Source organism: Flavobacterium sp. 316 (assembly GCF_000967805.1).
Classification (GTDB): Bacteria; Bacteroidota; Bacteroidia; order Flavobacteriales; family Flavobacteriaceae; genus Flavobacterium; species Flavobacterium sediminilitoris.
The window spans coordinates 257,702-283,472 of the sequence record NZ_JYGZ01000004.1; the positions used below are offsets into that span (position 1 = coordinate 257,702).

General features: G+C 28.8%; 22 protein-coding genes. 14 read left to right on the forward strand and 8 right to left on the reverse strand.

The genetic code is table 11. The features are described 5' to 3' along the window. Positions 1 to 18: 18 nt before the first annotated feature. Entirely contained in the window at positions 19 to 2,463 is a 2,445-nt protein-coding gene (locus tag SY27_RS09950) for a DUF5686 family protein (RefSeq protein ID WP_161794147.1), read from the reverse strand. A 375-nt stretch (positions 2,464 to 2,838) separates the two neighbouring features. Between SY27_RS09950 and SY27_RS09955 the strand changes: the two genes are divergently transcribed. The 4 genes from SY27_RS09955 to SY27_RS09970 are packed head-to-tail and all read left to right on the forward strand — an operon-like array spanning position 2,839 to position 9,455. After that, positions 2,839 to 3,441, forward strand: a complete 603-nt coding sequence (locus tag SY27_RS09955) for a TetR/AcrR family transcriptional regulator (protein ID WP_045969775.1) — start codon at positions 2,839 to 2,841, stop codon at positions 3,439 to 3,441. A 3-nt stretch (positions 3,442 to 3,444) separates the two neighbouring features. Continuing rightward, on the forward strand, positions 3,445 to 4,785 hold the full coding sequence (locus SY27_RS09960; protein ID WP_045969776.1) for a TolC family protein: 1,341 nt from the start codon (positions 3,445 to 3,447) through the stop codon (positions 4,783 to 4,785). A 12-nt stretch (positions 4,786 to 4,797) separates the two neighbouring features. After that, positions 4,798 to 5,961 (forward strand): efflux RND transporter periplasmic adaptor subunit, encoded by a 1,164-nt coding sequence (locus SY27_RS09965; protein WP_045969777.1) that lies wholly within the window; start codon positions 4,798 to 4,800, stop codon positions 5,959 to 5,961. An 8-nt stretch (positions 5,962 to 5,969) separates the two neighbouring features. Next, positions 5,970 to 9,455 carry an efflux RND transporter permease subunit gene (locus tag SY27_RS09970; RefSeq protein WP_045969778.1) on the forward strand — a complete coding sequence of 1,162 codons (3,486 nt, stop codon included), beginning with the start codon at positions 5,970 to 5,972 and terminating at the stop codon, positions 9,453 to 9,455. Positions 9,456 to 9,520: 65 nt separating this feature from the next. Here the strand turns inward: SY27_RS09970 and SY27_RS09975 are convergent, their stop codons facing one another. Then, complete coding sequence (locus tag SY27_RS09975) at positions 9,521 to 10,423, reverse strand: MBL fold metallo-hydrolase (RefSeq protein WP_045969779.1); 903 nt, start codon at positions 10,421 to 10,423, stop codon at positions 9,521 to 9,523. A 145-nt stretch (positions 10,424 to 10,568) separates the two neighbouring features. On the opposite strand from SY27_RS09975, the gene SY27_RS09980 reads away from it, so the two are divergent. Further along, positions 10,569 to 10,937: a helix-turn-helix domain-containing protein gene (locus SY27_RS09980; RefSeq protein ID WP_045970239.1), complete on the forward strand. Its 369-nt coding sequence runs from the start codon at positions 10,569 to 10,571 to the stop codon at positions 10,935 to 10,937. A 39-nt stretch (positions 10,938 to 10,976) separates the two neighbouring features. On the opposite strand, the gene SY27_RS09985 is transcribed toward SY27_RS09980, so the two are convergent. Beyond that, positions 10,977 to 12,029: a ferredoxin--NADP reductase gene (locus tag SY27_RS09985; RefSeq protein WP_045969781.1), complete on the reverse strand. Its 1,053-nt coding sequence runs from the start codon at positions 12,027 to 12,029 to the stop codon at positions 10,977 to 10,979. A gap of 128 nt (positions 12,030 to 12,157) precedes the next feature. On the opposite strand from SY27_RS09985, the gene SY27_RS09990 reads away from it, so the two are divergent. From SY27_RS09990 to SY27_RS10005, 4 genes are read left to right on the forward strand one after another with little or no spacing between them, the layout of a single operon-like run. Then, the gene (locus tag SY27_RS09990) at positions 12,158 to 12,493 is read left to right on the forward strand and encodes a PadR family transcriptional regulator (protein WP_045969783.1); all 336 of its coding nucleotides are present in this window, start codon (positions 12,158 to 12,160) and stop codon (positions 12,491 to 12,493) included. A gap of 1 nt (position 12,494) precedes the next feature. After that, on the forward strand, positions 12,495 to 13,196 hold the full coding sequence (locus tag SY27_RS09995; protein ID WP_045969785.1) for a hypothetical protein: 702 nt from the start codon (positions 12,495 to 12,497) through the stop codon (positions 13,194 to 13,196). A 58-nt stretch (positions 13,197 to 13,254) separates the two neighbouring features. Further along, entirely contained in the window at positions 13,255 to 14,724 is a 1,470-nt protein-coding gene (locus SY27_RS10000; protein WP_045969787.1) for a DUF5687 family protein, read from the forward strand. 44 nt (positions 14,725 to 14,768) lie between these two features. Next, on the forward strand, positions 14,769 to 15,464 hold the full coding sequence (locus tag SY27_RS10005; protein ID WP_045969789.1) for an ABC transporter ATP-binding protein: 696 nt from the start codon (positions 14,769 to 14,771) through the stop codon (positions 15,462 to 15,464). 51 nt (positions 15,465 to 15,515) lie between these two features. Here SY27_RS10005 and SY27_RS10010 read toward each other — a convergent pair whose 3' ends face one another. After that, on the reverse strand, positions 15,516 to 16,025 hold the full coding sequence (locus tag SY27_RS10010; protein ID WP_045969792.1) for an acyl-CoA thioesterase: 510 nt from the start codon (positions 16,023 to 16,025) through the stop codon (positions 15,516 to 15,518). A gap of 67 nt (positions 16,026 to 16,092) precedes the next feature. After that, on the reverse strand, positions 16,093 to 17,022 hold the full coding sequence (locus SY27_RS10015; RefSeq protein WP_045969794.1) for an SPOR domain-containing protein: 930 nt from the start codon (positions 17,020 to 17,022) through the stop codon (positions 16,093 to 16,095). 149 nt (positions 17,023 to 17,171) lie between these two features. Between SY27_RS10015 and SY27_RS10020 the strand changes: the two genes are divergently transcribed. Next, complete coding sequence (locus tag SY27_RS10020; RefSeq protein WP_052705260.1) at positions 17,172 to 17,561, forward strand: c-type cytochrome; 390 nt, start codon at positions 17,172 to 17,174, stop codon at positions 17,559 to 17,561. On the opposite strand, the gene SY27_RS10025 is transcribed toward SY27_RS10020, so the two are convergent. Both SY27_RS10025 and SY27_RS10030 read right to left on the reverse strand, forming a co-directional pair. Beyond that, complete coding sequence (locus SY27_RS10025; protein ID WP_045969796.1) at positions 17,558 to 18,241, reverse strand: response regulator transcription factor; 684 nt, start codon at positions 18,239 to 18,241, stop codon at positions 17,558 to 17,560. The two genes, SY27_RS10020 and SY27_RS10025, sit on opposite strands and share 4 nt — an antisense overlap. Continuing rightward, positions 18,234 to 19,502 (reverse strand): sensor histidine kinase KdpD, encoded by a 1,269-nt coding sequence (locus tag SY27_RS10030; RefSeq protein WP_045969798.1) that lies wholly within the window; start codon positions 19,500 to 19,502, stop codon positions 18,234 to 18,236. Before SY27_RS10030 ends, SY27_RS10025 begins: the two co-directional genes overlap by 8 nt. Before the next feature lie 180 nt (positions 19,503 to 19,682). On the opposite strand from SY27_RS10030, the gene SY27_RS10035 reads away from it, so the two are divergent. The 4 genes from SY27_RS10035 (at position 19,683) to SY27_RS10050 (ending at position 22,635) form a co-directional block, all read left to right on the forward strand. Then, positions 19,683 to 20,132 carry a DUF1573 domain-containing protein gene (locus tag SY27_RS10035; protein ID WP_045969801.1) on the forward strand — a complete coding sequence of 150 codons (450 nt, stop codon included), beginning with the start codon at positions 19,683 to 19,685 and terminating at the stop codon, positions 20,130 to 20,132. 76 nt (positions 20,133 to 20,208) lie between these two features. Further along, positions 20,209 to 20,679: a methylated-DNA--[protein]-cysteine S-methyltransferase gene (locus SY27_RS10040; protein ID WP_045969803.1), complete on the forward strand. Its 471-nt coding sequence runs from the start codon at positions 20,209 to 20,211 to the stop codon at positions 20,677 to 20,679. A gap of 58 nt (positions 20,680 to 20,737) precedes the next feature. Next, the gene (locus SY27_RS10045; protein WP_045969805.1) at positions 20,738 to 21,904 is read left to right on the forward strand and encodes a serine hydrolase; all 1,167 of its coding nucleotides are present in this window, start codon (positions 20,738 to 20,740) and stop codon (positions 21,902 to 21,904) included. A gap of 17 nt (positions 21,905 to 21,921) precedes the next feature. Then, positions 21,922 to 22,635: a 3'-5' exonuclease gene (locus SY27_RS10050; RefSeq protein WP_045969807.1), complete on the forward strand. Its 714-nt coding sequence runs from the start codon at positions 21,922 to 21,924 to the stop codon at positions 22,633 to 22,635. 47 nt (positions 22,636 to 22,682) lie between these two features. On the opposite strand, the gene SY27_RS18215 is transcribed toward SY27_RS10050, so the two are convergent. Further along, complete coding sequence (locus SY27_RS18215) at positions 22,683 to 25,628, reverse strand: S8 family serine peptidase (protein ID WP_052705262.1); 2,946 nt, start codon at positions 25,626 to 25,628, stop codon at positions 22,683 to 22,685. Between the last annotated feature and the right edge of the window lie 143 nt (positions 25,629 to 25,771).

The window sequence follows — 25,771 nt, forward strand, 5'->3', positions numbered from 1 at the left end:
TTACAACAAAAAAAAGAATTAAAACCCAAGATCTATATAATATGATATTTTTAACGATAAATTGTCTTCGATATTTGATAACTGATATGGACCATATCTAAAAAATGCGGTAAGTCCAAAACCTTTAAAAATTTTATTACACTCTACTCCACTTTCAAAGAATCCTTTTTCTAAATAATTGAATTCTAACCCTATGTGCGTATTCTCTTTATTTATTTCTCCCCAAGCCATACGAGTAACTATTGAAAATTCTGGATTTATTCGGTATCCAAGTCTAATTTTATTGAAAGTGTGTTTTAGTTGTAATGAAACGTATTTGTTTGAAAAGAATTCATTGAAATACATCGTCTCAAAACTGTTCTTACCAGCAAATGTTATCCTTTGTAATATAGCGTCTCTGTTAAGATTATTAGGCTGTAAACTATATAAATGCGTTAAAGGAACATCTCCAAAAGCAATTCCTGTTTGCAAAAGGGCAGAACTTTTATGTCCTGAAATAAAAGGAATTTCATAAAATGTTTTAAAATCGATTTTGGTAAAATTAAAATCATTCTCTAGTACATTTGGTAATGTTTGTGTAAATTGAATTGAAAATTTAGGGTGCCTTTTTTCAATCTCAATTCTTTCTTTAGGAGTTTGCATATAACTACTAAATGGATTCCATTGAAAAGCAAGTTGAGCTGTCGTAATATTGTATTTTGTATACGATATCCCTTGATTTATGAAAGTGTAATCAAATTTTGGATCTATTCTACTTTTTGACAATGCAAAATAAGTATCAGATTTTGCAAAATAATTACTTTCTATGAAAACAGATGTTGTTTTATTTGAGTAAAAAGTTGAAATATTAATAGGCCTTGGATCATATATTTTAAATCGACGCGAATCCGTAGCAAAATTAATTTGAGAAATCTCATTTAAATCATCTGTATAAGATGCACTTATCCATGTTTCACTTTTCTTATCTATTAAATATGATGGAGTTATACCAAATTTAAATTCTTTATCTTTTATTCCATAAGCTCCATAAGCAGCTATTTTATATTTTTCAGATAATTCAGTATTCGTTACGCCTCCAATTCCAAGCCTAAAACCTTCAAAATTATTGTATTTTACAAGGCTTCTCAAATCTAAATCCACAAGTTTTATAGGATAATAACCGTTTAATATTTTCTTACCTAAGAAGATTTTTCTTTCAATTTTTTTCGAAAAAGAAAGACTATCGATAGACTTATAAGTATTTAATCTTCTATAATCTAAAGTATCTTTTGAAAATTTAGTCCAATAGTTTTCAGGTTTATCTAATCCTTTTTCATCAATTTCAATTTTAATTCCATTATTTTCGAAATCTATTTCTTTGTTTAATTCAATATCAAAAGGAATAGATTCAATGGTTAAATAAATTTGATCCGTAGCATTTGTATTCGGATTCGTTTCTAATGAAGAATTGAATTTTATTGTGTTTCCTAAGATTTTTATATCGTCAGCATTATTCCCTTTTAAAACAGTAAATTTCCTTTTCTTAGGAAACCAAAGATTCTCTTCTTTTCGATATTCAAAAGTATAATCAGCATTTATATTTACAATACCGTATATCCTATAATAAGCCTTTGCAATGGCAAATGTTTGAGCATCTATATAAAACAACCCTCTTAATCGACTTGATTGAAGTTTTTTTGGCTGAAAGAATATTTTATATGTTTTTCGATTTTGTATTTCAAGAGAATCTACAAGGTAAAAATTATATAATTGACGACCATAATTTGAGATAGGGTTTTGAAGAGGTGTTTCAAGAATTTCAAACGGATTCTCATAAACCGAATAAGAAACTAATTTTAAGCCCAAATATTCATATAACGGATTTTTAAAACCAGCCATTCTACTAGCTAAAACTGTTTCTTTATATCCTGTTTTATTATATTGAATTAAATTTATTTTTTCTGTTTGATATAAATGATGTTTCGTTATCAACTCTTTAAATTTATAATTTGCAGAATCTAATTTTATTTTAGTTTTACTAAAAAGTCTTTTTTTGTAAATGGTATCAATTTTACTTGAAATAGAATCAGGATTAGCCGTAATTAATAAATTTTCATAATTTTTATATTGAAAACTTTTTAAAGCTTTTTCTGGTTGATTTTTCTTCTTGTTTTCAGTAACTTTTTTAACAATTTTATTAACTCGATTATCAGTATATATTTCTACTTTTTTATAAGTATTTAAATCAATAGTCATCTTAATAATTACTAATTCTTCATCTCTCGAAATATATACATTTTTCGTTTGATACCCTTTGTAAGCAATAACTAAAGGTTTGTCAAAAGCTGTAATTTCCATATTAAACTTTCCTTCCCAGTCAGCTGTAATGGTTTTGTTTAGATATTCCACTTTACAAAAAGCAAGCGGAACTCTACTGTCAATATCTATGATTTGCGCTTTAATTCGGGTTTGACTAATAGACAATGTAGAGAAAAAAAGAAAAACGAATAGCGTAAAATACCTCATTAAATTAATTGAATTGATAATAATATTTGAATTGATGATATTGCAAATGTATTCAAAATTAAAAATCTCCAATGTTAATCGAGACTTAAAATTGCACTTAATTTTCAAAAGTTTAATTGACCAAGTATTTTCAGTCAAATTTTAAAGAGCTACAATAAGAAAATCTTACAAATGTATTTTTTAGAATATAATAAATTAAATACAAAAACGACTAATCTTAAATCTATGTTAAATTTATATAAATACTTTGGAAACTATTTTTGTGTTTAAAGTTTCCTGTCTACATTTGCAAAGTATTTTTTAGTAAGTAATCTAATGAAATAATCCAATAAAATGAAAGAGCAAATTTTATCAAAAGCAACTGAAATGTTCGTAACACTTGGTTTTAAAAGTGTTACAATGGATGATATTGCAGCAGAATTAGGAATTTCAAAGAAGACTATCTATCTGCATTTTTCAACAAAACCAGAACTAGTAAAACATGCCACTTTTAGCCTTTTTGAAACAATTTCATGTGGGATAGACTCCATTAGAGCCTTTGAAAAAAACCCTATTGAAGAACTTTTTGAAATAAAAAACTTTGTTTTACAACATTTAAAAGACGAAGGCACTTCTCCCATATATCAATTACAAAAATATTATCCAAAAATATACATTACACTAAGGAGTAAACAATTTGAAAAAATGGACGATTGTATTGTTTATAATTTACAAAAAGGAATTTCCCTAGGCTTATATAGAAAAGAAATAATGGTAGATGCCATAAGTAGATTTTATTTTGCAGGCATGACTTCCATTAAAGATGGAGAATTATTCCCTAATACAATGTTTAACCCAAAAGAATTACAAAATCAATACTTAGAATATCATTTACGTGGTATTTGTAGTCCAAAAGGAATCGAATTTTTAAATCAATTAATAAAAACCAATAATTAAACAATGAAACATAAAATCATTATTATCTTTTTATTGTTTGCGAGCCTTATCAATGCGCAAGAAGAAAAGAAGAGTTATTCTCTTTCTTTACAAGAAGCTATTGAACATGCTTTACAAAACAATTATACTGCAATTAATGCTTCAAAAGATATTGAAATTGCAAAAAAGAAAAAATGGGAAACAACAACTATAGGGTTACCCCAATTAAATGCAAATATTAATTACCAAAACAACTTCGTTTTGCAAAAATCTGTGGTTCCTGCTGAGTTTTTTGGTGGAAATCCTGGTGAATTTGCCGAAGTTGAATTCGGAACAAAACATAATATGACTGCAAATGCAACTTTAAGCCAGTTGATTTTTGATGGTTCTTATTTAGTAGGATTACAATCGGCTAAAGTATATTTAGAAATTTCTCAAAATGCTAAAGAGAAAACAGATTTAGAAATCCGTTCAATTGTAATTAACTCTTATGGAAATGTCCTTCTTGCAAGAGAAAGTGCAAAAGTTTTAAATGAAAATAAAATATCATTAGAAAAAACCTTATTTGAAACAAATGAAACATATAAAAATGGTTTAGTTGAAGAAGAAAATGTAGAGCAACTACAAATTACTTTAAGTCAAGTAAACAGTTCCCTTTCAAATGCAAACAGAAGAGCCGAAATTGCTTTAAATATGTTAAAACTAGTTTTAGGGATTGACATTCAAGAAGACTTACAATTAACAGACAACTTAGACAATTTAGCCACTAAAAACATTGATTTAAGTGTTTTAGGATCAGATTTCAATGTTAACAATACTATTGATTATAAAATAGGTCAAAATAAGGAAGAATCAAATCGTTTATTATTAAAATTAGAAAAAAGTAAAGCATTACCTTCTCTATCTGCAAATGTAAATTTTGGATACAATGCTTTTGGAAACGAATTCCAATTTTTTAATCAAGATCAAAAATGGTTTAATTATTCAAATTTAGGTGTTGCATTAAACATTCCTATTTTTAGTAGCTTAGGACGAACAGCAAAAACGCAACAAGCAAAAATTGCTTACGAACAAGCTAAAACAGAACTAAAAGAAACAGAACAAACTCTACTTTTAGAATATCAAAACACAAAAAGTGATTATGAATATAGCATTGAACAATATTCATTTTCAAAAGAAAACTTACGATTATCTGAAAGAATTGAGAAAAAACAACAAGTAAAATTCAAAGAAGGATTATCAAGCAGTTTTGAATATACAGAAGCTCAACGTCAATTATATTCAGCTCAACAAACCTATCTTCAAGCAATGATAGATGTAATCAACAAAAAAACTGCATTAGATAAAATAACTAACAATAAATAATCAATCATAAAAATGAAAAAGTTTTATATAAGCATCATCACATTAATAGTCCTTTCTTCTTGTGGTGGAGACAAAAAAAATTCTACAGAATCTGTAATTGAGAAAGGAGATCTAAAACAATTAAGAACAAAGCGTACTGAAATTGTTACTCAAGCAGATGCTTTAAATAAGGAATTAGAACTAATAGATGATGCAATTAGTAAATTAGATGTTAATCATAAATTAGCTTTAATTACAACTATTACAGCAAAAGATACTATTTTCAATCATTATCTTGAACTACAGGCTAATGTTCAAACAAAAGAAAACATAGTTTTAAATGCAGAATATGGTGGAACTTTATTACAAGTTTATGTTACTGAAGGACAAAAAGTTACCAAAGGACAAACATTAGCTAAAATTGATGATGGTGGTTTAAGTCAACAATTATCTCAATTAGAAATTCAAGCTAATTTAGCTAAAACTACATTTGAAAGACAACAAAACCTATGGAATCAAAAAATTGGCTCTGAAATTCAATACTTACAAGCTAAATCTTCTTATGAAGCACAATCGAAAGCTGTAGCTCAAATGCGAAATCAATTATCAAAAACAACTGTTAGAGCTCCTTTTAGCGGAACAATTGATGATGTAATTTCAGAAAAAGGATCTGTTGTTGGACCAGGCACTCCAATTGTAAGAATTGTTAGTCTAAACAATATGTATTTAGAAGCTGAAGTTCCTGAAAAATATGTAAGTAGCATTAAAAAAGGTTCTGATGTAATTGTAGATTTCCCAATTTTAGGAGAGTCATTAGACACTAAAATATCTCAAGCTGGAAACTATATTAATCCAGGAAATAGATCTTTCATGATTCAAATTAATGTTCCAAATAAAAATGGAAAAATAAAGCCTAATTTATCTGGGAAAATAAAAATTAAAGATTATACAAATCCAAATTCTATAAGTGTTCCTTTAAGTATCATTTCTGAAAATGCAGAAGGAGAACAATACTTATACATTGCAGAAAATGCAACTAAAGAAGGAGACGCTGTAGCGAAAAAAATAATTATTAAGACAGGAAAAACACAAGGAAACCTAATTGAAGTTTTAGAAGGTGTTAAAGATGGAGATTTAATTATTAAAGAAGGTGCTAGAAGCGTTAAAGACGGACAAAAAGTAACGATTATAAAATAATTCTCATTATGAGTACAAACAATACAGAAAAAGAATTTAAGCTATCATCATGGGCAATTGAAAATAAAATGTCCATTTATGTAATGATGGCATTATTCTTCATCCTTGGTCTTTCAGCTTATTATGGAATGCCAAGAGAAGATTTCCCTGAAATTAAAGAAACTAAAATTTATATTAGCACTCTTTATCCTGGAAATACAGCCGAAGACATTGAACGTCTTATCATAGATCCATTAGAAGAAGAGCTTAAAAACGTTAGTAATGTAATAGAAATTTTATCAACTTCTCAAGAAGATTATGGTATTATTACTATAGAATTCGATGAAAAGATATCGGTTGAAGCTGCAAAACAAAAAGTAAAAGACAAAGTCGATTCTAAAAAGGCAGGTGAAGATTGGCCAACATTTAATGGTGCTAAAGTCGAACCAAATGTTTTCGATTTAAATCTTTCAGAAGAAATTCCGATTCTTAACATCAATCTTTCTGGGGATTATCCTATAAACAAGTTAAAAAAATATGGAGAACATCTAGAAGACGAAATTGAAGGCTTAACCGAAATTAAACAAGTTGATATCCGTGGAGCTCAAGAACAGGAAGTAGAAGTTGCGGTTGATATTTATAAGATGATGGCATCAAAAGTAAGTTTTGATGATGTAATTAATTCTATTCGAAATGGAAATGTAACAATGTCAGCTGGAAATTTAATTGCTAGTGGACAAAGACGTACTATTCGTATTGAAGGTGAAATTGAAAAACCAATTGATTTAGACAATTTTGTTGTAAAAACAACTGGTGGTGCTGTTTACCTAAAGGATATTGCTAATGTGACTTTTAAAGATGTAGACAAAACTACTTACGCAAGAGAATTTGGAAAAAGTGTTGTGATGCTAGACGTTAAAAAACGGGCTGGTAAAAACATGATTGAAGCATCAGAGAAAATTAAAACAATAGTTGCAGAAGCACAAGAAAATGTATTACCAACCGATTTAAAAGTAACATTTGCAAACGATCAATCTTCTCGAACATTAAACCAAGTTGATGATTTAGTTAACAATATCATTTTTGGTATTATACTAGTTGTAGGAGTATTAATGTTCTTCTTAGGATTCAGAAATGCTCTTTTCGTTGGTTTTGCTATTCCAATGTCTATGTTTATGTCATTCATGATTTTAAATGCATTTGGATACACCATGAATACAATGATCCTTTTTGGATTGATTATGGGACTTGGAATGCTTGTTGATAATGGAATTGTGGTAGTAGAAAACGTATATCGATTGATGGACGAAGAAGGGATGAGTCGCATTGAAGCTGCTAAAAAAGGTATTGGTGAAATTGCACTACCTATTATCATCTCAACAGCTACAACTGTTGCCGCCTTTGTACCTCTTGGAATGTGGCCTGGAACAATGGGACAATTCATGAAATATTTCCCAATTACACTTTCAGTAGTGTTAGGTTCATCATTATTTGTTGCTGTTTTCTTCAATTCGGTGATGGTTTCTCAATTTATGGATGTAAATGAAAAAATATTATCTAGAAAGCAACTTATTCGTTTGAGCATTCTTCTAGGTGGATTTGGAATATTTATTCTAATTTTTGGAGGATCAATGCGTGCTTTAGGATCTGTAATGATTGTTACAGCAATTATGTTTTGGCTATATAAATATCTAATTAAAAAATTAACTACTAAGTTCCAAAACTCCATCTTAACACGTTGGGAAAATGGCTATGAAAAATGGTTGCGTTATTTTCTTGGAGGGAAAAAACCTTATTTTGTGGTTATTGGTATGTTTCTTATGTTTTTTATTGTGTTATTCCTTTATTTTGGATGGAGTGTCGGTAGTGGAAGAACTAAAGTAGAATTCTTTCCTGATAACACACCAAATCAAGTAATTGTTTACATAGAGTATCCACAAGGAACAGATATTGAGAAAACAAATATTATTACTAAAGATATTGAGAAACGCGTTTATGCTGTTATGAATTCTGATGATTTCATTGACAAAGAAAATCAAAATTTCAATTACTTAGTTGAATCAGCAGTTTCTCAAGTTGGTGAAGGAGCTGGAAACCCTCAAACTGATGGAGGTTCTTCAGCAGAAATGCCACATAAAGGAAAAATCACCATGTCAATGCGTGAATACAAATTTAGAGATGGTAGAAGTTCTGAAGACTTACGTTTAAAAGTTCAAGAATCATTAAAAGATATTTATCCAGGTGTTTCTATTTCTGTTGAAAAAGATGCTGTTGGTCCACCAGCAGGATACCCAATTAATATAGAAATTAAAGGTGATGATTATACAGAATTAATCGTTACAGCTGAAAGAATGAAAGACTTTCTTAATGGGAAAAATATTCCTGGAATTGACGAATTAAAAGTTGATGTCAATAAAGGAAAACCTGCTATGAAAGTAATGGTTGATAGAGAAAAAGCCGGAGAAATGGGCGTTTCTGCTGGACAAGTTGGAAATCAATTGCGTCGTTCTATTTTTGGAGAAAAAGCCGGAATTTATAAAAAAGATGGAGACGATTATGATATTTATGTTCGTTTCAACGAAGACAATCGCTATAATCAAAGTGCTATTTTTAATCAGAACATCACCTTTAGAGACATGGCTTCTGGACAATTAAAAGAAATTCCCGTTTCAACAGTAGCTACACAGAAAAACACTTCTTCATTTAGTGCTATTAAGCACCGTGATTTAAATCGTGTTGTTGTTTTATATTCTGCTTTATCTCCTGGATTTACAGATGCTGGTGCAGTTGTAACTCAAATTCAATCTGAAATGTCAAACTTCGATGCTCCAAAAACAGTTAAATTTGACTTTACTGGACAAATTGAAGAGCAAAACAAGCAAATGGCTTTCTTAATGGGTGCCTTATTCTCTGGATTAGGATTAATTATGTTAATCTTAGTATTCCAATTCAACTCTATTTCGAAACCATCTATCATTATGGTTGCTGTATTTTTAAGTTTCATCGGAGTATTCTTAGGATTAATGATAACAGGTTGGCCATTTGTAATTATGATGACCATGATGGGAATTATATCGCTCGCTGGTATTGTTGTGAACAATGGAGTTGTCCTCCTCGATTATACTCAATTACTATTAGATCGTAAAACTGAAGAATTAAAATTACCTAAAGGAGCTGTTTTAGATAAGGAACATGTTTTTAATGCCATTGTTAAAGGTGGAAAAGCTCGTTTACGTCCTGTACTTTTAACTGCAATCACAACTGTTTTAGGTTTAATTCCTCTTGCTATTGGATTTAATATTGATTTCTTCTCATTATTTAGCGAGTTTAATCCTAAAATATATATGGGTGGTGATAATGTTATTTTCTGGGGACCTTTAGCATGGACTGTAATCTTCGGATTAGTATTTGCTACATTCCTAACATTAGTAGTTGTCCCTGTATTATTCTATTTAGTAAGCTTATTAAAAATTTGGTTACATAAAAGAAAACACACACAACTAGAAAACATATAAAAAATTCTTTCTCGAATAAAGCAAAATCAAACCACAACAGACTAGTCTGTTGTGGTTTATTGTTTTTATTTAATTACTTGGCTATAAAGAAGAATATCTCCTTCCCTTGGTATTAATATCTTCTTTGTTAATTTCTCTTTTTCAATATAAGCATCTAATTCTACTTTGGTTAAACTACAGTGATTTATAGCATCCATATGAACAGCAATTACTCTTGATAATGGAAAATATTCTACAATTTGTTTAAGCTCAGATTTTGTTAAAGTCATTTCAATATGAGGCTTAAGCACAGGATTAGGTTCTGTAAATTGACACTCTCCTGTATTTGCTATAATAATACTTGGTTTTGCAATTGACAAGCTAGTTTTCAGCTTTTCATCAAATATTGCATCTCCTGTAATAAAGATATTCTCTTCATTATTTTGTAAATTAAATGATGATGACTCTCCAAATGGCATTTCTCCTGTTGCTCCTTTATGATGACTTGCCGAAAATCTTGAAATTGTAATTCCTCTCCAATTAAATGTATTCTGAATTACTTGTACATTATTAAATCCTTTTTCTTTTAATTTATGATCATCACCTGGTTGACAAAAAATCAAAATATTTTTAGGTAAAATTCTTTCAGCTTCTGCATCAAAATGATCAGCATGATAATGTGTAAGCAATATAGCATTTACATCTTTAATTACATCATATTTATCAAAAGGCAAATCGATTGTTGGATTCTTTATTGTATTTGAAAATGGAATTGGAGCTTCAGTACCTTCATCTGCTAAAATTGGATCTATTAGGACTTTAGTGTGCTGGAAACTGATTTTCACGGTTGCATTTCTTATAAATTGTATTTTGGTAGCTTCTTCTGCCTCAATCAATCTTTTTTGTGTGCCTTTAACTCCTACGCAACTCATTGTTAACAAGAGATAAATATTCAATACTCCAATTAAAGCTAGTCTTTTTTGTTTCATTAGTATATAATTTAATGTTTTATAATGGACAAAAGTAAATCGTTACATTCTTTTTAACAAGTAGTTACTTTTTTGTACTGTACTAACTTTTTTGTATGTTTTGTTTAAAATCAGTACTTTTGAGAAGAAAAAAAAAGAAAAAAAAATGAAAGAGCCAAAATTACATTGCCCATTAACTTTTGCAGTAAAAGCTATTAGTGGAAAATGGAAACTTTTTATACTAAGTGTATTATCCAATGGAGATACAAAAAGATATGGTGAGATTAAAAGAGACTGTGAGAACATAACTGAGAAAATGTTAACTAGTCAATTAAGAGAATTAGAGAATGATGATATTATAAACAGAAAAGTTTATGCAGAAGTTCCTCCAAAAGTAGAATATTCATTAACTGAAAGAGGTAAAAAGTTATGTTTAATATTTGACCCTTTATACGAATGGGGAGTTGATTATATCAAAGATATAAAACCTGATCAGGCTTATTTACTTAATCAAAAAAAATCTGAGACATCTTAAAAAAGACACCTCAGATTTGATTATTTATCTAATTAAAATTTATACATCATCAAAATCTACAAAAATATCTGGTGTTGTAGGTTGAGCTTGACAAGTTAATATTAATCCTTCTTCAATTTCTCCATCGGTTAAAATTGAATTTTTCTTCATAATTGCAGCTCCTTTTGTTACTCTTGCAATACAACTACTACAAACTCCTCCTTGACAAGAATATGGAGCATCTACTCCTTGTTTTAATGTGGCTTCTAAAATGGTTTGTTTCTGACTCATTTCAAAAGTAGTTTCTTCATTATCTACAACAACCGTAATCTTTGAATGTCCTTCTAACAATGACGCTGAAGTATTTTCTGATGATGATGTAGTAAACAGTTCAAATTTAATATCTTTTTCAGAAACATGATTTTCTTTTAAAACAGCAGATACTGTATTTATCATTTCTTCTGGACCACATAAGTAATACTTATTAAAAGACTTTTCGCTATGCTTATTGTTTATAATAAAATTAACCGCTGATTTATCTATTCTACCAAAAAGTTCATTTTCAACATTAACTTGACTGTATACATAATGAACAAAAAAACGACCGACATATTCTAAATGCAATGCTTGTAATTCATCATGAAAAATAGCATCCTGAGGTGTTTTATTTCCATAAACTAGTACAAACGTACTCTTTGGTTCTTCTTCTAAAACTGATTTAATAATAGATAAAATAGGTGTTATACCACTTCCCGCAGCAAATGCAGCATAATTCCTTAATCTATCGGCCTGAGGTTCAAAAACAAATTTTCCTTCTGGTAATCCTACTTCGATTACGTTTCCTACACTCAACTTCTCATTTGCAAATTTTGAAAAGAAACCATTCTTTACAGCTTTAATCGCTACTCGTAATTCTCCACTTTTTGGAGATGAACAAATTGAATAAGCCCTTCTCACTTCTTCCCCATCTAATGTTAACTTAAGTGTAACATATTGACCTGAAATAAATTTATAAAACGCTTTTAATTCATCTGGCACATTAAAAAGTATAGAAACACATGATGTGGTTTCTCTTTTTATTTCTTTTATAACTAATTTATAGAATGTTGACATTACTTTAATATTTTATACAAAAATAAGAAACCTAATTAAGAAAAACTGAAAAAATATATACCTAAAAATATTATACATAAGAAATTTATGTATATTTGAGTTTGCTTTTAAAGCTAAAACAAAATCTAATGAAAAACTCTCAACTGTATAAAGGAAGTCTAAATACAATAATAATGAAGCTTCTTGAAGAAAATGGAAGAATGTATGGCTATGAAATTACTCAAAAAGTAAAAGAAATTACAAAAGGTGAATTAAAGATTACTGAAGGTGCTTTATACCCTGCTTTACATAAACTTGAAGCTGAAGAATTGCTCACTGTTGAAGTAGAAAAAGTAGATAATCGTTTACGAAAATATTATAAGTTAACTGAAAAAGGAACTAAAGAGACCATTAATAAGCTTTCTGAATTAGAAGAATTTATAAAAAATATGCAAACTATTGTTAATCCAAAATTGAATTATTAAAATGCAATTAACTACTGAACAAATAAATCGACTATATGAGTTTACACGTCAACATTATGTAGAATGGTACGATTTACAAACAGAACTTGTTGATCATTTAGCCAATGCCATTGAAAAGCAATGGTTAGAAAATCCAAAAATCCCTTTTGAAGATGTACTACAATTAGAGTTTAAAAAATTTGGTGTTTTTGGTTTCATGGATGTTGTAGAAAAAAGACAAGCTTCTTTAAGTAAAAAATACAATATGATTATTTGGAAACATTTTAAAGATTTCTTCAAATTACCTCAAATCATCGGTACTTTCTTAGCAACTTATATTCTATCAAAAATTTTATCTATTCTCTTTTTTGATGCTATATTTCCTATTATATTCCTAACTGGAATTCTAATATCAATTTTCTTTTTTTCTTTTACAAAAAGAAAAATTAATCAACAAAAGAAAGAAGATAAAAAAAGATGGCTTTTTGAAGAAATTATTTATAGTTATGGTCACTTTTCTGGCTTACTATTTATTCCTCTTCAAATAGTAAATGGCGCAAACATTTTTAACGAAACAATAATTGAAAAACCGATTCTATTATTACTTGTTTCATTTATTATTGTTTCCTACTATTTAATAATGTATGTAATCATCAAAATTATACCTTCTAAAGCTGAAGTTTATTTAAAAGAGACATATCCTGAATATGAATTAGTAGATTAATCGTAACAATTTTCAATTTATAGCTACTAATCATATAACTAAACTAACAATCTAAAATATGATTAAACAATTCATTACTTTAGAATGGAAAGCCTTTTTTAGATCATCATCCTTTTCGTCTAATTTGGCTTTAAAAATTCTAATGATTTTTGGGGCAATATACTTTATCGGTACTTTTATCCTATTAGGTATTGGTTCTTATTTTCTAATAGAGAAAGCTGGATTAGAACCTTTTCCTACTATTAATCAATTCATTATTTATTACTTAGTATTTGATTTATTCATACGGTTCTTTTTTCAAAAAATGCCATCACTCACGATTCGTCCTTTTTTAAATCAGAATATTAAAAAGAATAAAATCGTACATTATACTTTAAATAAAACAATACTTTCCTTTTTTAATTTTATTCATTGGTTCTTCTTTATTCCATTTACGATTGTATTAATTAAAGAAGGATTTTCTCCTTTAAACAGTTTGTCTTGGGGCTTAAGCATATTACTTTTAATATACTGCAATAACTTTATTGCTATATTGATAGACAAAAAAGATATTGTCTTTTATATTGTAGCTGCTATTTTCGGAGTTTTAGGAATCCTTCAATACTATGCTGTTTTTGATATTACTCAATACACAAATCTGTTTTTTGAAAACTTCTACAATTATCCTTATACCATTTTGATTCCTTTATTTATTCTTAGTACATTATACTACTTTACTTTTAAATTTTTCAAATCCAACCTTTATTTAGATGCTGGATTATCTGTAAAGCAAGATGATGCAACTACTGAAAATTTCACTTGGCTAGACCAATTAGGAAGTTTAGCTACATTTTTGAAGAATGACATTCGTCTTTTAAAAAGAAACAAAAGAGCAAAATCTACTTTGTTAATGAGTGTTATGTTTCTATTTTATGGGCTACTCTTTTTTACAAAATCAATAGAAGCTTATGATGCTCCTGTTTGGAAAATTTTTGCGGGAATATTTGTTTCTGGTGGTTTTTTATTAAACTTTGGACAGTTTGTTCCAAGTTGGGATAGTTCTTATTATCCTTTAATGATGACACAAAACATAACTTATAGAGATTATTTATCATCAAAATGGTGGCTAATGGTTATTGCAACAGTCATTTCAACATTGTTAGCTTCCTTTTATTTATATTTTGGCTGGGAAGTTTATTTAGCTATTGTTGTAGGTGCAATTTTCAATATTGGAGTAAGTTCGCATTTAGTTTTATTAGGTGGTGCTTATATAAAAACACCTATCGATTTAACTTCAAATAAAAATGCTTTTGGAGATAAAAAATCGTTCAACATAAAAACACTATTAATCTCATTACCAAAATTAGTTTTACCAATGGTTGTATATGCAATAGGTCATTATACATTAGGATGGCAATATGGTTACTTATTTGTAGCAATTACTGGTGTTTTAGGTTTTACCCTTAAAAATAAAGTATTTGAACTTATTGAATCTATTTACAAAAAAGAGAAATATGCTACTATTGAAGCATACAAGCAAAAAAAGTAACCTTTTTAATTTTATACGCTAAAAACTTTAAAACATATTATATAATGATACAAGTTTCAAACCTTAAAAAAACATACAACGGAACTACCGTTTTAAATATACAAAATCTTGAAATTCCAAAAGGTCAAAGCTTTGGTTTAGTAGGTAATAATGGTGCTGGAAAAACTACTTTTTTTAGCTTACTTTTAGATTTAATTCAACCTACAGATGGAAAAATAACATCTAATGATATTCAAATAAACACTAGTGAATCATGGAAAGTTTTTACTAGTTCTTTTATTGATGAAACTTTCTTAATAGGCTATCTTACTCCTGAAGAATATTTTTATTTCATAGGAGAATTAAGAGGTTGGAACAAAGCTGATGTAGATAGTTTCCTTAAAAATTATGAAGATTTCTTTAACGGAGAAATTTTAAACAACAAAAAATATTTACGTGATCTATCAAAAGGTAATGCTAAAAAAGCAGGTATTGTAGGTGCTTTAATAGGCAATCCTGAAGTTGTTATTCTTGATGAGCCTTTTGCAAATCTTGATCCTACAACTCAAATTAGATTAAAAAAAATAATTAAATCTTTAGCAGAAGATAAGAACACTACTGTTTTAGTATCTAGTCATGATCTACAACACACTGTTGAAGTTTCAGATAGAATTGTAGTCCTAGAAAAAGGTGATGTTGTGAAAGATTTAATTCCTACTACAGAAACACTAAAAGAATTAGAAATGTTTTTTTCAGCTTAAAAAAGTAATTAAAAAAATCCGATTAAAGTTTTAATCGGATTTTTTTAAAATTTATGAGAATAATGCTTTTAGCTCTGTAGCTTCGCTAGGCATCATTTTTCCTGCTAAAACTAAACTTAATTGTTTTCTTCTTAAAGCAGCTTCAAATCTTTCTTTTTCTAGTTCTGTTTGAGGCTCAATTGGCGCTACTTGCACTGGTCTTCCTGTTTCATCTACTGCTACAAATGTATAAATAGCTTCATTTGCCTTATTTTTAACTCCAGATTCCCTATCTTCAATCCATACATCTATAAAAATCTCCATTGATGTATTAAATGTTCTAGAAACCTTAGATTCAACTGTCACAACACTTCCTAGAGGAATTGCTCTATTAAAAGCCACGTGATTTACTGAAGCAGTTACACAAATCCTTCTAGAATGTCTTCTAGCAGTAATACTTGCTGCTCTATCCATTCTGGCTAATAATTCCCCACCAAAAAGATTGTTTAAAGGATTCGTTTCTCCTGGTAAAACTAAATCAGTTAATGTAGTAACTGATTCTGAAGGGTATTTTGTTTGCATTGTTTTTTTTGCAAAGATAGTAAGCTCATAATAATTCAATACAAAAAAATCCCAAAAAGGGATTTTTTTATTCTATTAAAAGCCATGCATCGGCATTATCTTCCTTATATAGTTTACTTTTTTCAGCTTCAGCTTCTTCAGCAGTTTTAAAACTTCCATAAGCAACAGGCGTCAGTCCATTACTATTTTTGTTTAGCAAATGAGCGTCATAGCCTTGATCTTTTAATATTTTCAATGCTTTTTTAGCATTTTCTTCACTTCTAAAAGCTCCTGCAATTAAATGATATGATAATTTCTCTTCTTTTACTGCCAATTCAACTGTAGCTACAGGATTATCTATAAAAAAAGTTGCTTCCTGAATTTTATCATGCACTTTTTCTTGTACTTCTTTTTGTACCAAAAGTGTATCTATTTTTACTTGTTGATCATATTGAATTTTATACGCTGTAATTCCTGCTCCAAAAAACAAAGTTATAACCGCAGCATATTTCAAAAACGAATAATTTTTCTTCTTTTCTGGTGTAAATACAATAGGAGCTTTAACTTCTATAGCCTCAACTTGTTCTTTTAAAATTTCTCGTTTCATCTCTGGAATAACAAAACTATTTAATCCGAAAGAAGACACTAAGTAATTTATTGAATTTGATGGTTCAAAAACAAAATTAGCTTCACTATTTGTGTATATTTCACCAATGTTTGTTAAAACAACTCTATCTTTATTTTGCAAAGACGACATCCAAAGACTCACTTCAAAATTAATTTTTTCTAAAGCTTCTTCATAAGTGATTTTTTCTTGTAATGAAATATGATTTGCTAATAACCCATCATTATTTTTAATATTTACATTAAAAAATACATTTTTTCTAGGCGGAATAAAGGTACATGCGCTTCCACTTATCTGTGCCGACTGATTTTCAGTAACAAAAGCACCAAAACCAGGAATAGTAACACACTGATAACGATATAATAAATCCGATATATATTTGTCTAACATCATAAACACAAAGTTAAGCAATCAATAGACTTCTCAAAAAATTATTAACAAATTTTATTAACAATTGAAAAAACATAAAACAGTTTAAAATTTTGAAGAAATATATCGTCTTTCCTTTTTATCTTTGACAATCTTTCTTAAAAGAATTTACTATGAAACAAATGAAGTTTTTTATATTTATATTTTTCACAATCACTCTTTATAATTGTGGAAATAAAGCTGAGACAAATTCTACAGAAAAAAACACTCAAATAGTAGATGCTGATTTAACTTTAAAAGGGAAAGACCTTTTTGAAGGAAAAGGCACTTGTATTGCTTGTCATAAACCTACTTCAAAAGTTATTGGCCCTAGCATTAAAGAGATTGCCACAATTTATAAAAAATCAAATGGCAACATTATTGCTTTCCTAAAAGAAGAGAGCGAACCTATTGTAGACAAAAATCAATATGAAGTAATGAAGACAAATTTCTCTATTACAAAAAAAATGTCGGAAGAAGAGCTAAAAGCTTTAGAAGCTTATATGCTTAGCTTTGCCGATTAATCAATAACCATTTTAAAACCAATTCTAGGTATATTTTCAATTTTCACTTTCTCTTCCTCTTTTAAAATTTTTCGCAATCTAGAAATAAATACATCTAAGCTTCTTCCTGAAAAATAATCATCATTTCCCCATAATGAAGTCAGAATTTTTTCTCTTTTTAAAACGGTATTAACATTATCTAAAAAAAGTTTCAAAAGTGCAGATTCTCTTTCTGTTAGTGTTAGTTCTTCTTTATCATTTCTTAATAAATAATTTTCAAATTCAAACACATAAGAACCTATTGTATAGCTTTTATTGTTTTTTTCTATTGTTTTTTGACTTCTATGAAGAAAAATTTCAATTTTAAGTATAAGCTCTTCAATTGAATATGGCTTAACCAAATAATCATCAGCGCCTAATCTTAATCCTTTAAGTTTATCTTCTTTCATTGTCTTTGCAGAAAGAAAAATAATAGGAATCTCCTCGTCTCTTTTTCTAATTTCTGTGGCAATTTCAAAACCATCCATATCTGGAAGCATAATATCTAAAACACATAAATCAAAACTTTCTTTACAAAATAATTCAAAAGCTATAGCTCCATTATTACAATGAACCACGTCAAAATATTGTTCTAAATTATCTGATGTTAAAAAAGCCAATGTTTCATCATCCTCAACATATAAAATACGTTTCTTATTCATAGATATCCGTTTTAGGTATTTGTATTGAAATGGTTAAACCTGTTTCTGTAGAACTTGCACTTATTTTCCAATTGTGTAATTGGCAAATTTTCTTCACATAAGCTAATCCTATTCCAAAGCCTTCTATTTCTTTGCTATCTTTTCTTTCTACTCTATAAAATTTATCAAAAATAAATGGCAAGTCTTTTTCAGATACACCATCTCCATTATCTGAAATAGATAAAGTAACATATTTTACATTATCATTAATCATCATAGTTACATCTGGATTTCCTTTAGTATATTTTATAGCGTTATCCACAATATTATATAAAATATTATAAAAATGAAATTCATCTGCCAAAACTGTATATTTTTTCGGGAACAACAATGTAAAAGTAATTTCTCTTGAATACTTTAAAAGAATGTTTTCTTTTATTAATTTCACAATGTTGCTTAACTCAACTTTAGTCTTATTTAATTGAATATTATGACTATCCGTTTTTGCTAATGATAAAATTTGCTCAATATGCTGATTTAATTTTTTACTCTGATTGATTATTATTTCTATATATTTTGAGAGTTTTGGACTTTTTTTAATTTCATCTTGAGAATTAGCATAATTTGATGCAATTAAAATGGAAGCTAATGGTGTTTTAAACTCATGTGTCATATTATTGATAAAATCATTTTGCAAAACAGTATATCTTTTTTGCTTTAACATTAATAAGACCGAATAAACATATATTATAAGTACAATAAACAAAACTACCGTATATATCCAATATTGTTTTAAACTACTGAAATAATTTTGCTTTAATGTAGGAAACCGAATCGCAAAATAATATATTAAATCATGATTTTTAGTAAAACAATCTTCACATTTTTTACTTGTATCTCCATCTGCATCAATATAATTACCATACACCATATTATTTGATCCACAATCATATATTGCATATTCAAAATCTAAATCTAGATTTACTCTATTGAATTCTTTTTTTAAATAAAATTCTAAAATATTATTTTCAAACACATCATTTACATTTACAACATAATAATTATGTGCTATTTTCTTTATTTGATTACTAACTATTAACTCTGAATTATTATCAATATAAATTCTTTCAACTACATCACGCAAAGCATAATGTATCTTACTTTCTACTTCCTTTTTTTCAAATGAATATGCTTGGTTAAGTAAAAAAAACTGCATTATAATCACTCCTAGAATAGCAAAAAAACCTATAAATATTACAATATTAAATCTACTTAATTTCATTTATAAAATGGATTAGTTTCTTTCTCAACATCTTCAATTATCATATAATATTACAAGAAATTATTGTTCCACATCTTCTGTTAACATGTCGTTAACAATCATTATGGGTTGATTAACAACAAAATTAGCATTCCTTTTTAACTTTGTAGAACAAAATTATTAAAATAAAAATTCAAACATATGAAAACTATTAAATTATCAATTGTTGCATTATTCATCTCAACAATATCATTTGCTCAATCAGCAGTAACTAAAGCACCTTCAACTATTGCACAAACAAAAACTTCTGCAATCAAATGGGCTGCTGAAACACATGAATTTGGAGATATTGAAAAAGGGAAGCCAGTATCATATGAATTTACATTTACAAATACTACTAATGAAACTATTTTAGTAACAAATGTAAAGCCTTCTTGTGGATGTACTGCTACAAATTACACTAAAACACCTGTTAAGCCAGGTGAAAAAGGAACAGTTACAGCTACATACAATGCTGCATCTCCTGGAAATTTTCATAAAACAGTGACTGTAACTACTAGTGAAGAAGGAGCAGCTCCAAAAGTTTTAATCATTAAAGGAAAAGTAATTGCTGAAAACGCTAAAGAAGGAAAATCAGTAATGTTTAAATAATAAAACAACAATTTTTTTATATCTTACTTTTAAGAAACCATCTTTTTATTAAGATGGTTTTTTTTATCTTTATAAAATGGAAACCGTTTTTATAAATACACCTTTAGGAACTGCAAAAATAAAAGGAGATGAGGAAGGCATTTCAGTTATTTCAATTTTACAAGAAGGAGAAATTACAAAAAATATCCCTCTTGAACTTAAAGAAGCAGTAAAACAATTAAATGAATACTTTGAAGGTAATCGCACTCATTTCACCTTCACATTGAACCCAAAAGGAACTGATTTTCAACAAAAAGTATGGAAGTTATTATTAAATATTCCTCATGGTAAAACCATTTCATATTTAGAACTATCTAAACAATTAGGAGACGTAAAAGCAATTAGAGCTGTTGCATCAGCAAATGGAAAAAACCCTCTTTGGATTGTTGTTCCATGCCATCGTGTTATTGGATCTGATGGTTCTCTCACTGGTTATGCTGGCGGTTTATGGCGGAAAAAATGGCTTCTAGATCATGAAAACCCTATAAAACAACAAAGTCTTTTCTAAAAATTTTAAACGACCAATGTTTTTTGTTACTTTTATGTCACAAACATATAAGTGTCTTATGAAATTTTTAAAACAATTCTTCAAATGGTTATCTATTATAATAGTTTCCATTATCATATTAATGTATATTTTCGATGTAGATTATTTATTAAGAGCCGTACGAACAATTTATTTTAGAGGTTACACAACTGCATTCTTAGAAGATTATACTCATTTTCCTAATAGAGAAATAAAAAAAGGAGTTGCCCAACCATGGAATATTACTAAAGATTACAACACAATACCTGCTACAGAAACACTAGAAAAAACGCATAAAGAACTCAAAACCGCTTCTTTTTTAATTATACAAAACGATAGTATTTTTCATGAAAGTTATTTTGATGGATATACTAAAGATTCCAAATCCAACTCTTTTTCAATGGCAAAAAGTGTCATTACAATGGCATTAGGAAAAGCTATCATGGAAGGGAAAATAAAAAATTTAGATCAAAAAGTTGTTGATTTTTTTCCAGAATTGAAAGGAAAATTCGCAAAAGAAGTAACAGTTGGTGACTTATCTTCTATGGCTTCAGGATTAAGTTGGGATGAAAAATATTATAGCCCATTTTCAATTGTTACTAGAGCTTATTTTGATGATGATTTAAAAAAAGTAATTCTAGGGTTAGAAATTAATGAGAAACCTGGACAATCATTTAAATATTTAAGCGGATCAACTCAACTATTAGCCATGTGTATTGAAAAAGCAACTGGGGAATATGTTTCTGATTATGTTTCAAAACATTTTTGGCAACCTATGGGAGCTGAAAATGAAGCTTTGTGGCAATTAGACCATGAGAATGATGGTATTGAAAAAGCATATTGCTGTATTGCTAGTAATGCTAGAGATTTTGCTCGTTTTGGTAAACTCTATTTAAACAATGGAAACTGGAACGGAAAGCAATTATTAGATTCCACTTTTGTTCAAAAATGCATTACACCTCGTTTCCCTGAAAGTTCTGAATATGGTTATGGCTGGTGGCTAAATAAAATTAACAATAAAAGCCTTTATTATATGCGTGGTCATTTAGGACAATTTGTTATTATTATCCCAGAAGACAAACTAATTATTGTTCGTTTAGGTCACATTAAAGGATTACAGACGGAAACCGACCCACATAGTAATGATTTGTATACTTATGTACAAGAAGCTTATAAAATGTTAAATCAAAGAAAGAATCAAAATTAGATTTAAAGAAATTATTCATGATTGAAAAAATAAACCTCAATAATATTCTCTTTTTAGATATAGAAACAGTTCCTGAATATGATAATTATTTAGGTTTGGACGAAGAAGCTAAGAAGCTATGGGAACATAAAACACAATACCAACGAAAAGACGAAGTAACTGCTGAAGATTTTTATGAAAGAGCAGGAATTTGGGCTGAGTTTGGAAAAATTATTACTATTTCTGTCGGTTATTTTACAAATAAAGCCGATATAAGAAATTTTAGAGTTACTAGTTTTTGGGGAGAAGAAAAGAAAATACTACAAGATTTCTCTAATTTACTAAATAACCACTTTAATCAACCTCAACATGTTATATGTGGTCATAATGCCAAAGAATTTGACATTCCATTTATTGCTCGAAGAATGATTATAAACAGTGTTGCTTTACCTGATAAATTAAATCTTTTTGGGAAAAAACCTTGGGAAGTAGCTCATTTAGACACATTAGAATTATGGAAATTTGGAGACTATAAGCATTTTACCTCATTAAAACTATTGACAAAAATTTTAGGTGTTCCTTCTCCAAAAGACGACATTGATGGTAGTGAAGTAGCTTATGTTTTTTATGTAGAAAAAGATATAGATCGCATTATTACATATTGCGAAAAAGATGTAATTGCTGTTGCTCAAATTTTTCTTCGATTTCGTAGAGAAGAATTATTAATTGATGAAGAAATTATTCATGTATAAAAAAAGGACTTTAAAAGTCCTTTTTTTATACATGAATTAAATGTAAATTACTTCTTTATAATAATTTTTCTTGTTGTTTTATTATCTCCATTCTCAAGAGTTAAGAAATAAACTCCATCTATTAATGTCTCAACACTTAATATAATATTGATATCAAAAGATTTATTTTTCAACATCAATCGCCCTTGGATATCATATAATGCAAAATTTGTTTCTCCTTCCAAAGAATTATTCAAATCAACATTAATACTATTTTTTGCAGGATTAGGATATATATTAATATCTGATAAAATATTCTTTCTTATATTTAAAGATTCTTCTAAATTACAAAAAGACAATGTTACGCCATTAATACTTCCTCCATCTCCATTAAACGGATCTTCTACTCTTAATATCCAAGTACCATCAGCACTTAATCCATTTAATTCACTTAAAGTTTCATAAGGTCTCACAATACCTGTTATTGTTGGAGCAGATTGGTTACATGTTAAATCCGTACCTGAATCATCTAGTGTACAATTAATATCGTTGCCACTTCCACATGGTTGACTAAACAACGTAATTACCGGACTTCCTATTGAAGCAGGTCCTTCTAAATAATAAGTTGCATCTTGAACATAGGTATGTGAAATATCCAAATCAACATTAATATCGCCTATCAATAATCCTCCTGTAACTTCAATTGGAACTGAAGCAGAGCTATTTGCCACAGTAGCTATTACTGCATCTGAAAAATCATTTGCTATAAATGAAAATCCACATATCAATTTCCCTGTTTTAAAGTTAAAAACATTTGCATTAGTATTAGAACCAATTCCACATCTATTGGAAGGAATTACTCTCCAATAATAGGTTGTTTCTTCATTTAAACCTTCCAACAAATAATTTGTAACAGATACTACTTCATTAACAAGTAATGTTGCAAAATTAGACGATGTTGAAACCTCTAAATTATAAGATTCTGCATTATTGTTACCTTCCCATTCTAATACTAATGAAGGAGCAAGAGTGTTTTGTGAATTTGAAGGCGAATTTAAAACAATAGGTTGAAAAACCGCAGAGTAGATCTCCAATGTTTTATACCTTGCTTCTGTCTCAAACCCGTTATCTCCTAAAACACCTATTCTATATTCATCAGGAACAACATTAACAAGTCCTGATATAGTCATAGTAACTACTCCATTCGTACTAAGACTAGCTGGATTAAAAGTAGCAATTGCTCCATTTGGTAAATCGACTGCGGAAAACATTGTTGTTCCTGTTCCATTCTGCTTATAATCAAACAAGTAAACAGCATCCGAATTATCACAAACCGTTAAATCATCTGACTTAGATATTAATGAAAAATTTGATGATATACCTGTAATAACTAATGAAAAGTCTTGGTTATTATTAACTAAATTTCCTTTATGCGTTATTGTTATTTGATACTCACCAGCAACAGGAGCATCAATTTTAATTTGTTCTACATTATCAACATCATTATCTTCACTTCTAATTGCTAAATCATTTGGATTATTTTGCAGTTTCCAAGGATAATATATTACTCCATCTTTCGTGATTTTAATATCTAAATTATTTACTAATGCAGGAGTAGGATCATTATCTGGGCGATTACCATTATTTACTTCTCCAGGTAGATCAGTCCAAGTAATTGAAGCTATTAAAGGGTTTACACCATCAGATATAACTGTCTTAGAAAATGTTTGTCCTTGCAATAAATTTTCTTCCGAAACCCATGAATCCAAACCATTATTCGTCAATACTTCAGCTGCTTTTTTAGCATTTAATAATCCCCAACCAAAATTTGCATCTGGCCCCACATTCCCAGCATCATCAGCAGTATGGCAAGCCAATCCTTTTAATGTAGCTGCTTTTAAAAAATTATTCGTTATATTTCTATTATGTTGTTGTAATAATAGCAAAGTACCTGCTACATTAGGACTTGCCATAGATGTTCCTGTTCTAGAAGAAGTAGCTATATCGCTTGAACTATCTGTAGATGTTAACGCTGTTCCATTACCTGTAATGTCTGGTTTTATTCTTCTATCATCAGTAGGACCTTGACTACTAGAAGAATTAATCTGTACACTAATTAAAGTTCCATCAACTGAAACATTAGCGTCTCTACCGTTAGCAACAATCAAACTATTTTTAGATGTTTTATCTCCTGTTAACTTATCAAAACCAAAAGCTATCGGGTTCGCATTATCATTATTATTTCCTTCATTCCCAGCAGACATTACTGGCAAAAAATATGGTGCTAAATAAGCTATTTCATCCCAATTTCTAGATCCTGAAGTATATGCTCCAATATACCATGCTGGCTGAACTGTTCCTGTAGAACTAGTTACAGGAATTCCGTATGAATGGTTAGATATTAACATTCCTCCTAATGCTTCATTTGCTGCCTCACTCTCATCATTTGTCCAATTAAATGTTCTTGCTGTAGCCTGAAAAGCCATTCCTTTTGCTGTAGCTGAAGCATCAGACGCAATTACAGTTCCTGTTACGTGTGTTGCATGAGGACTATATGTTGTTCCTGTAGCATCATCAACCGTTATAACTCTATTTTCAAATAAACTATGAGTCCGTCTAACAGTTCCTCCATCCCAAACTCTTGCTACCATTCCTTGTCCATTCAAATTCAACCCCAAACTCCCTCCGCTATTTAAATGATTCGCTCTAGTAGATTTTGCTGCATTAACATTTGTGGTTGAATAATAAACCGGATATCCATCAGGTGTTAATTTCATTAACTCCTCAAAAGTACCATCAACTTTCTCAACAATTATTGGCCATCCTTCTATTTTAGCAACTTTAATTGCTTCTTCTTTTTCTTGCTTTTCTAACTTTTCAAAAAAAACAGACCTGGTTTTAATTTTTTCAATATCATATTTTTTTATAATTTTAGGAATATCATCTTTTGTTTGAGCGAAAGAAAATGATGCAAAAAGAATAAAAAAACACATTTTAAGTATTTTTTGTATCATAATACGTTGTGTTGTGTTAAAAAAAATAAAAATAGCCAATTATTTATTTAAAAAAATAAATAATGACAATATTTAAACACAAATCATTCAACTATTTTACTTGTCATTTATATTTGTACTATAAATTGTATATTTACAAAAAA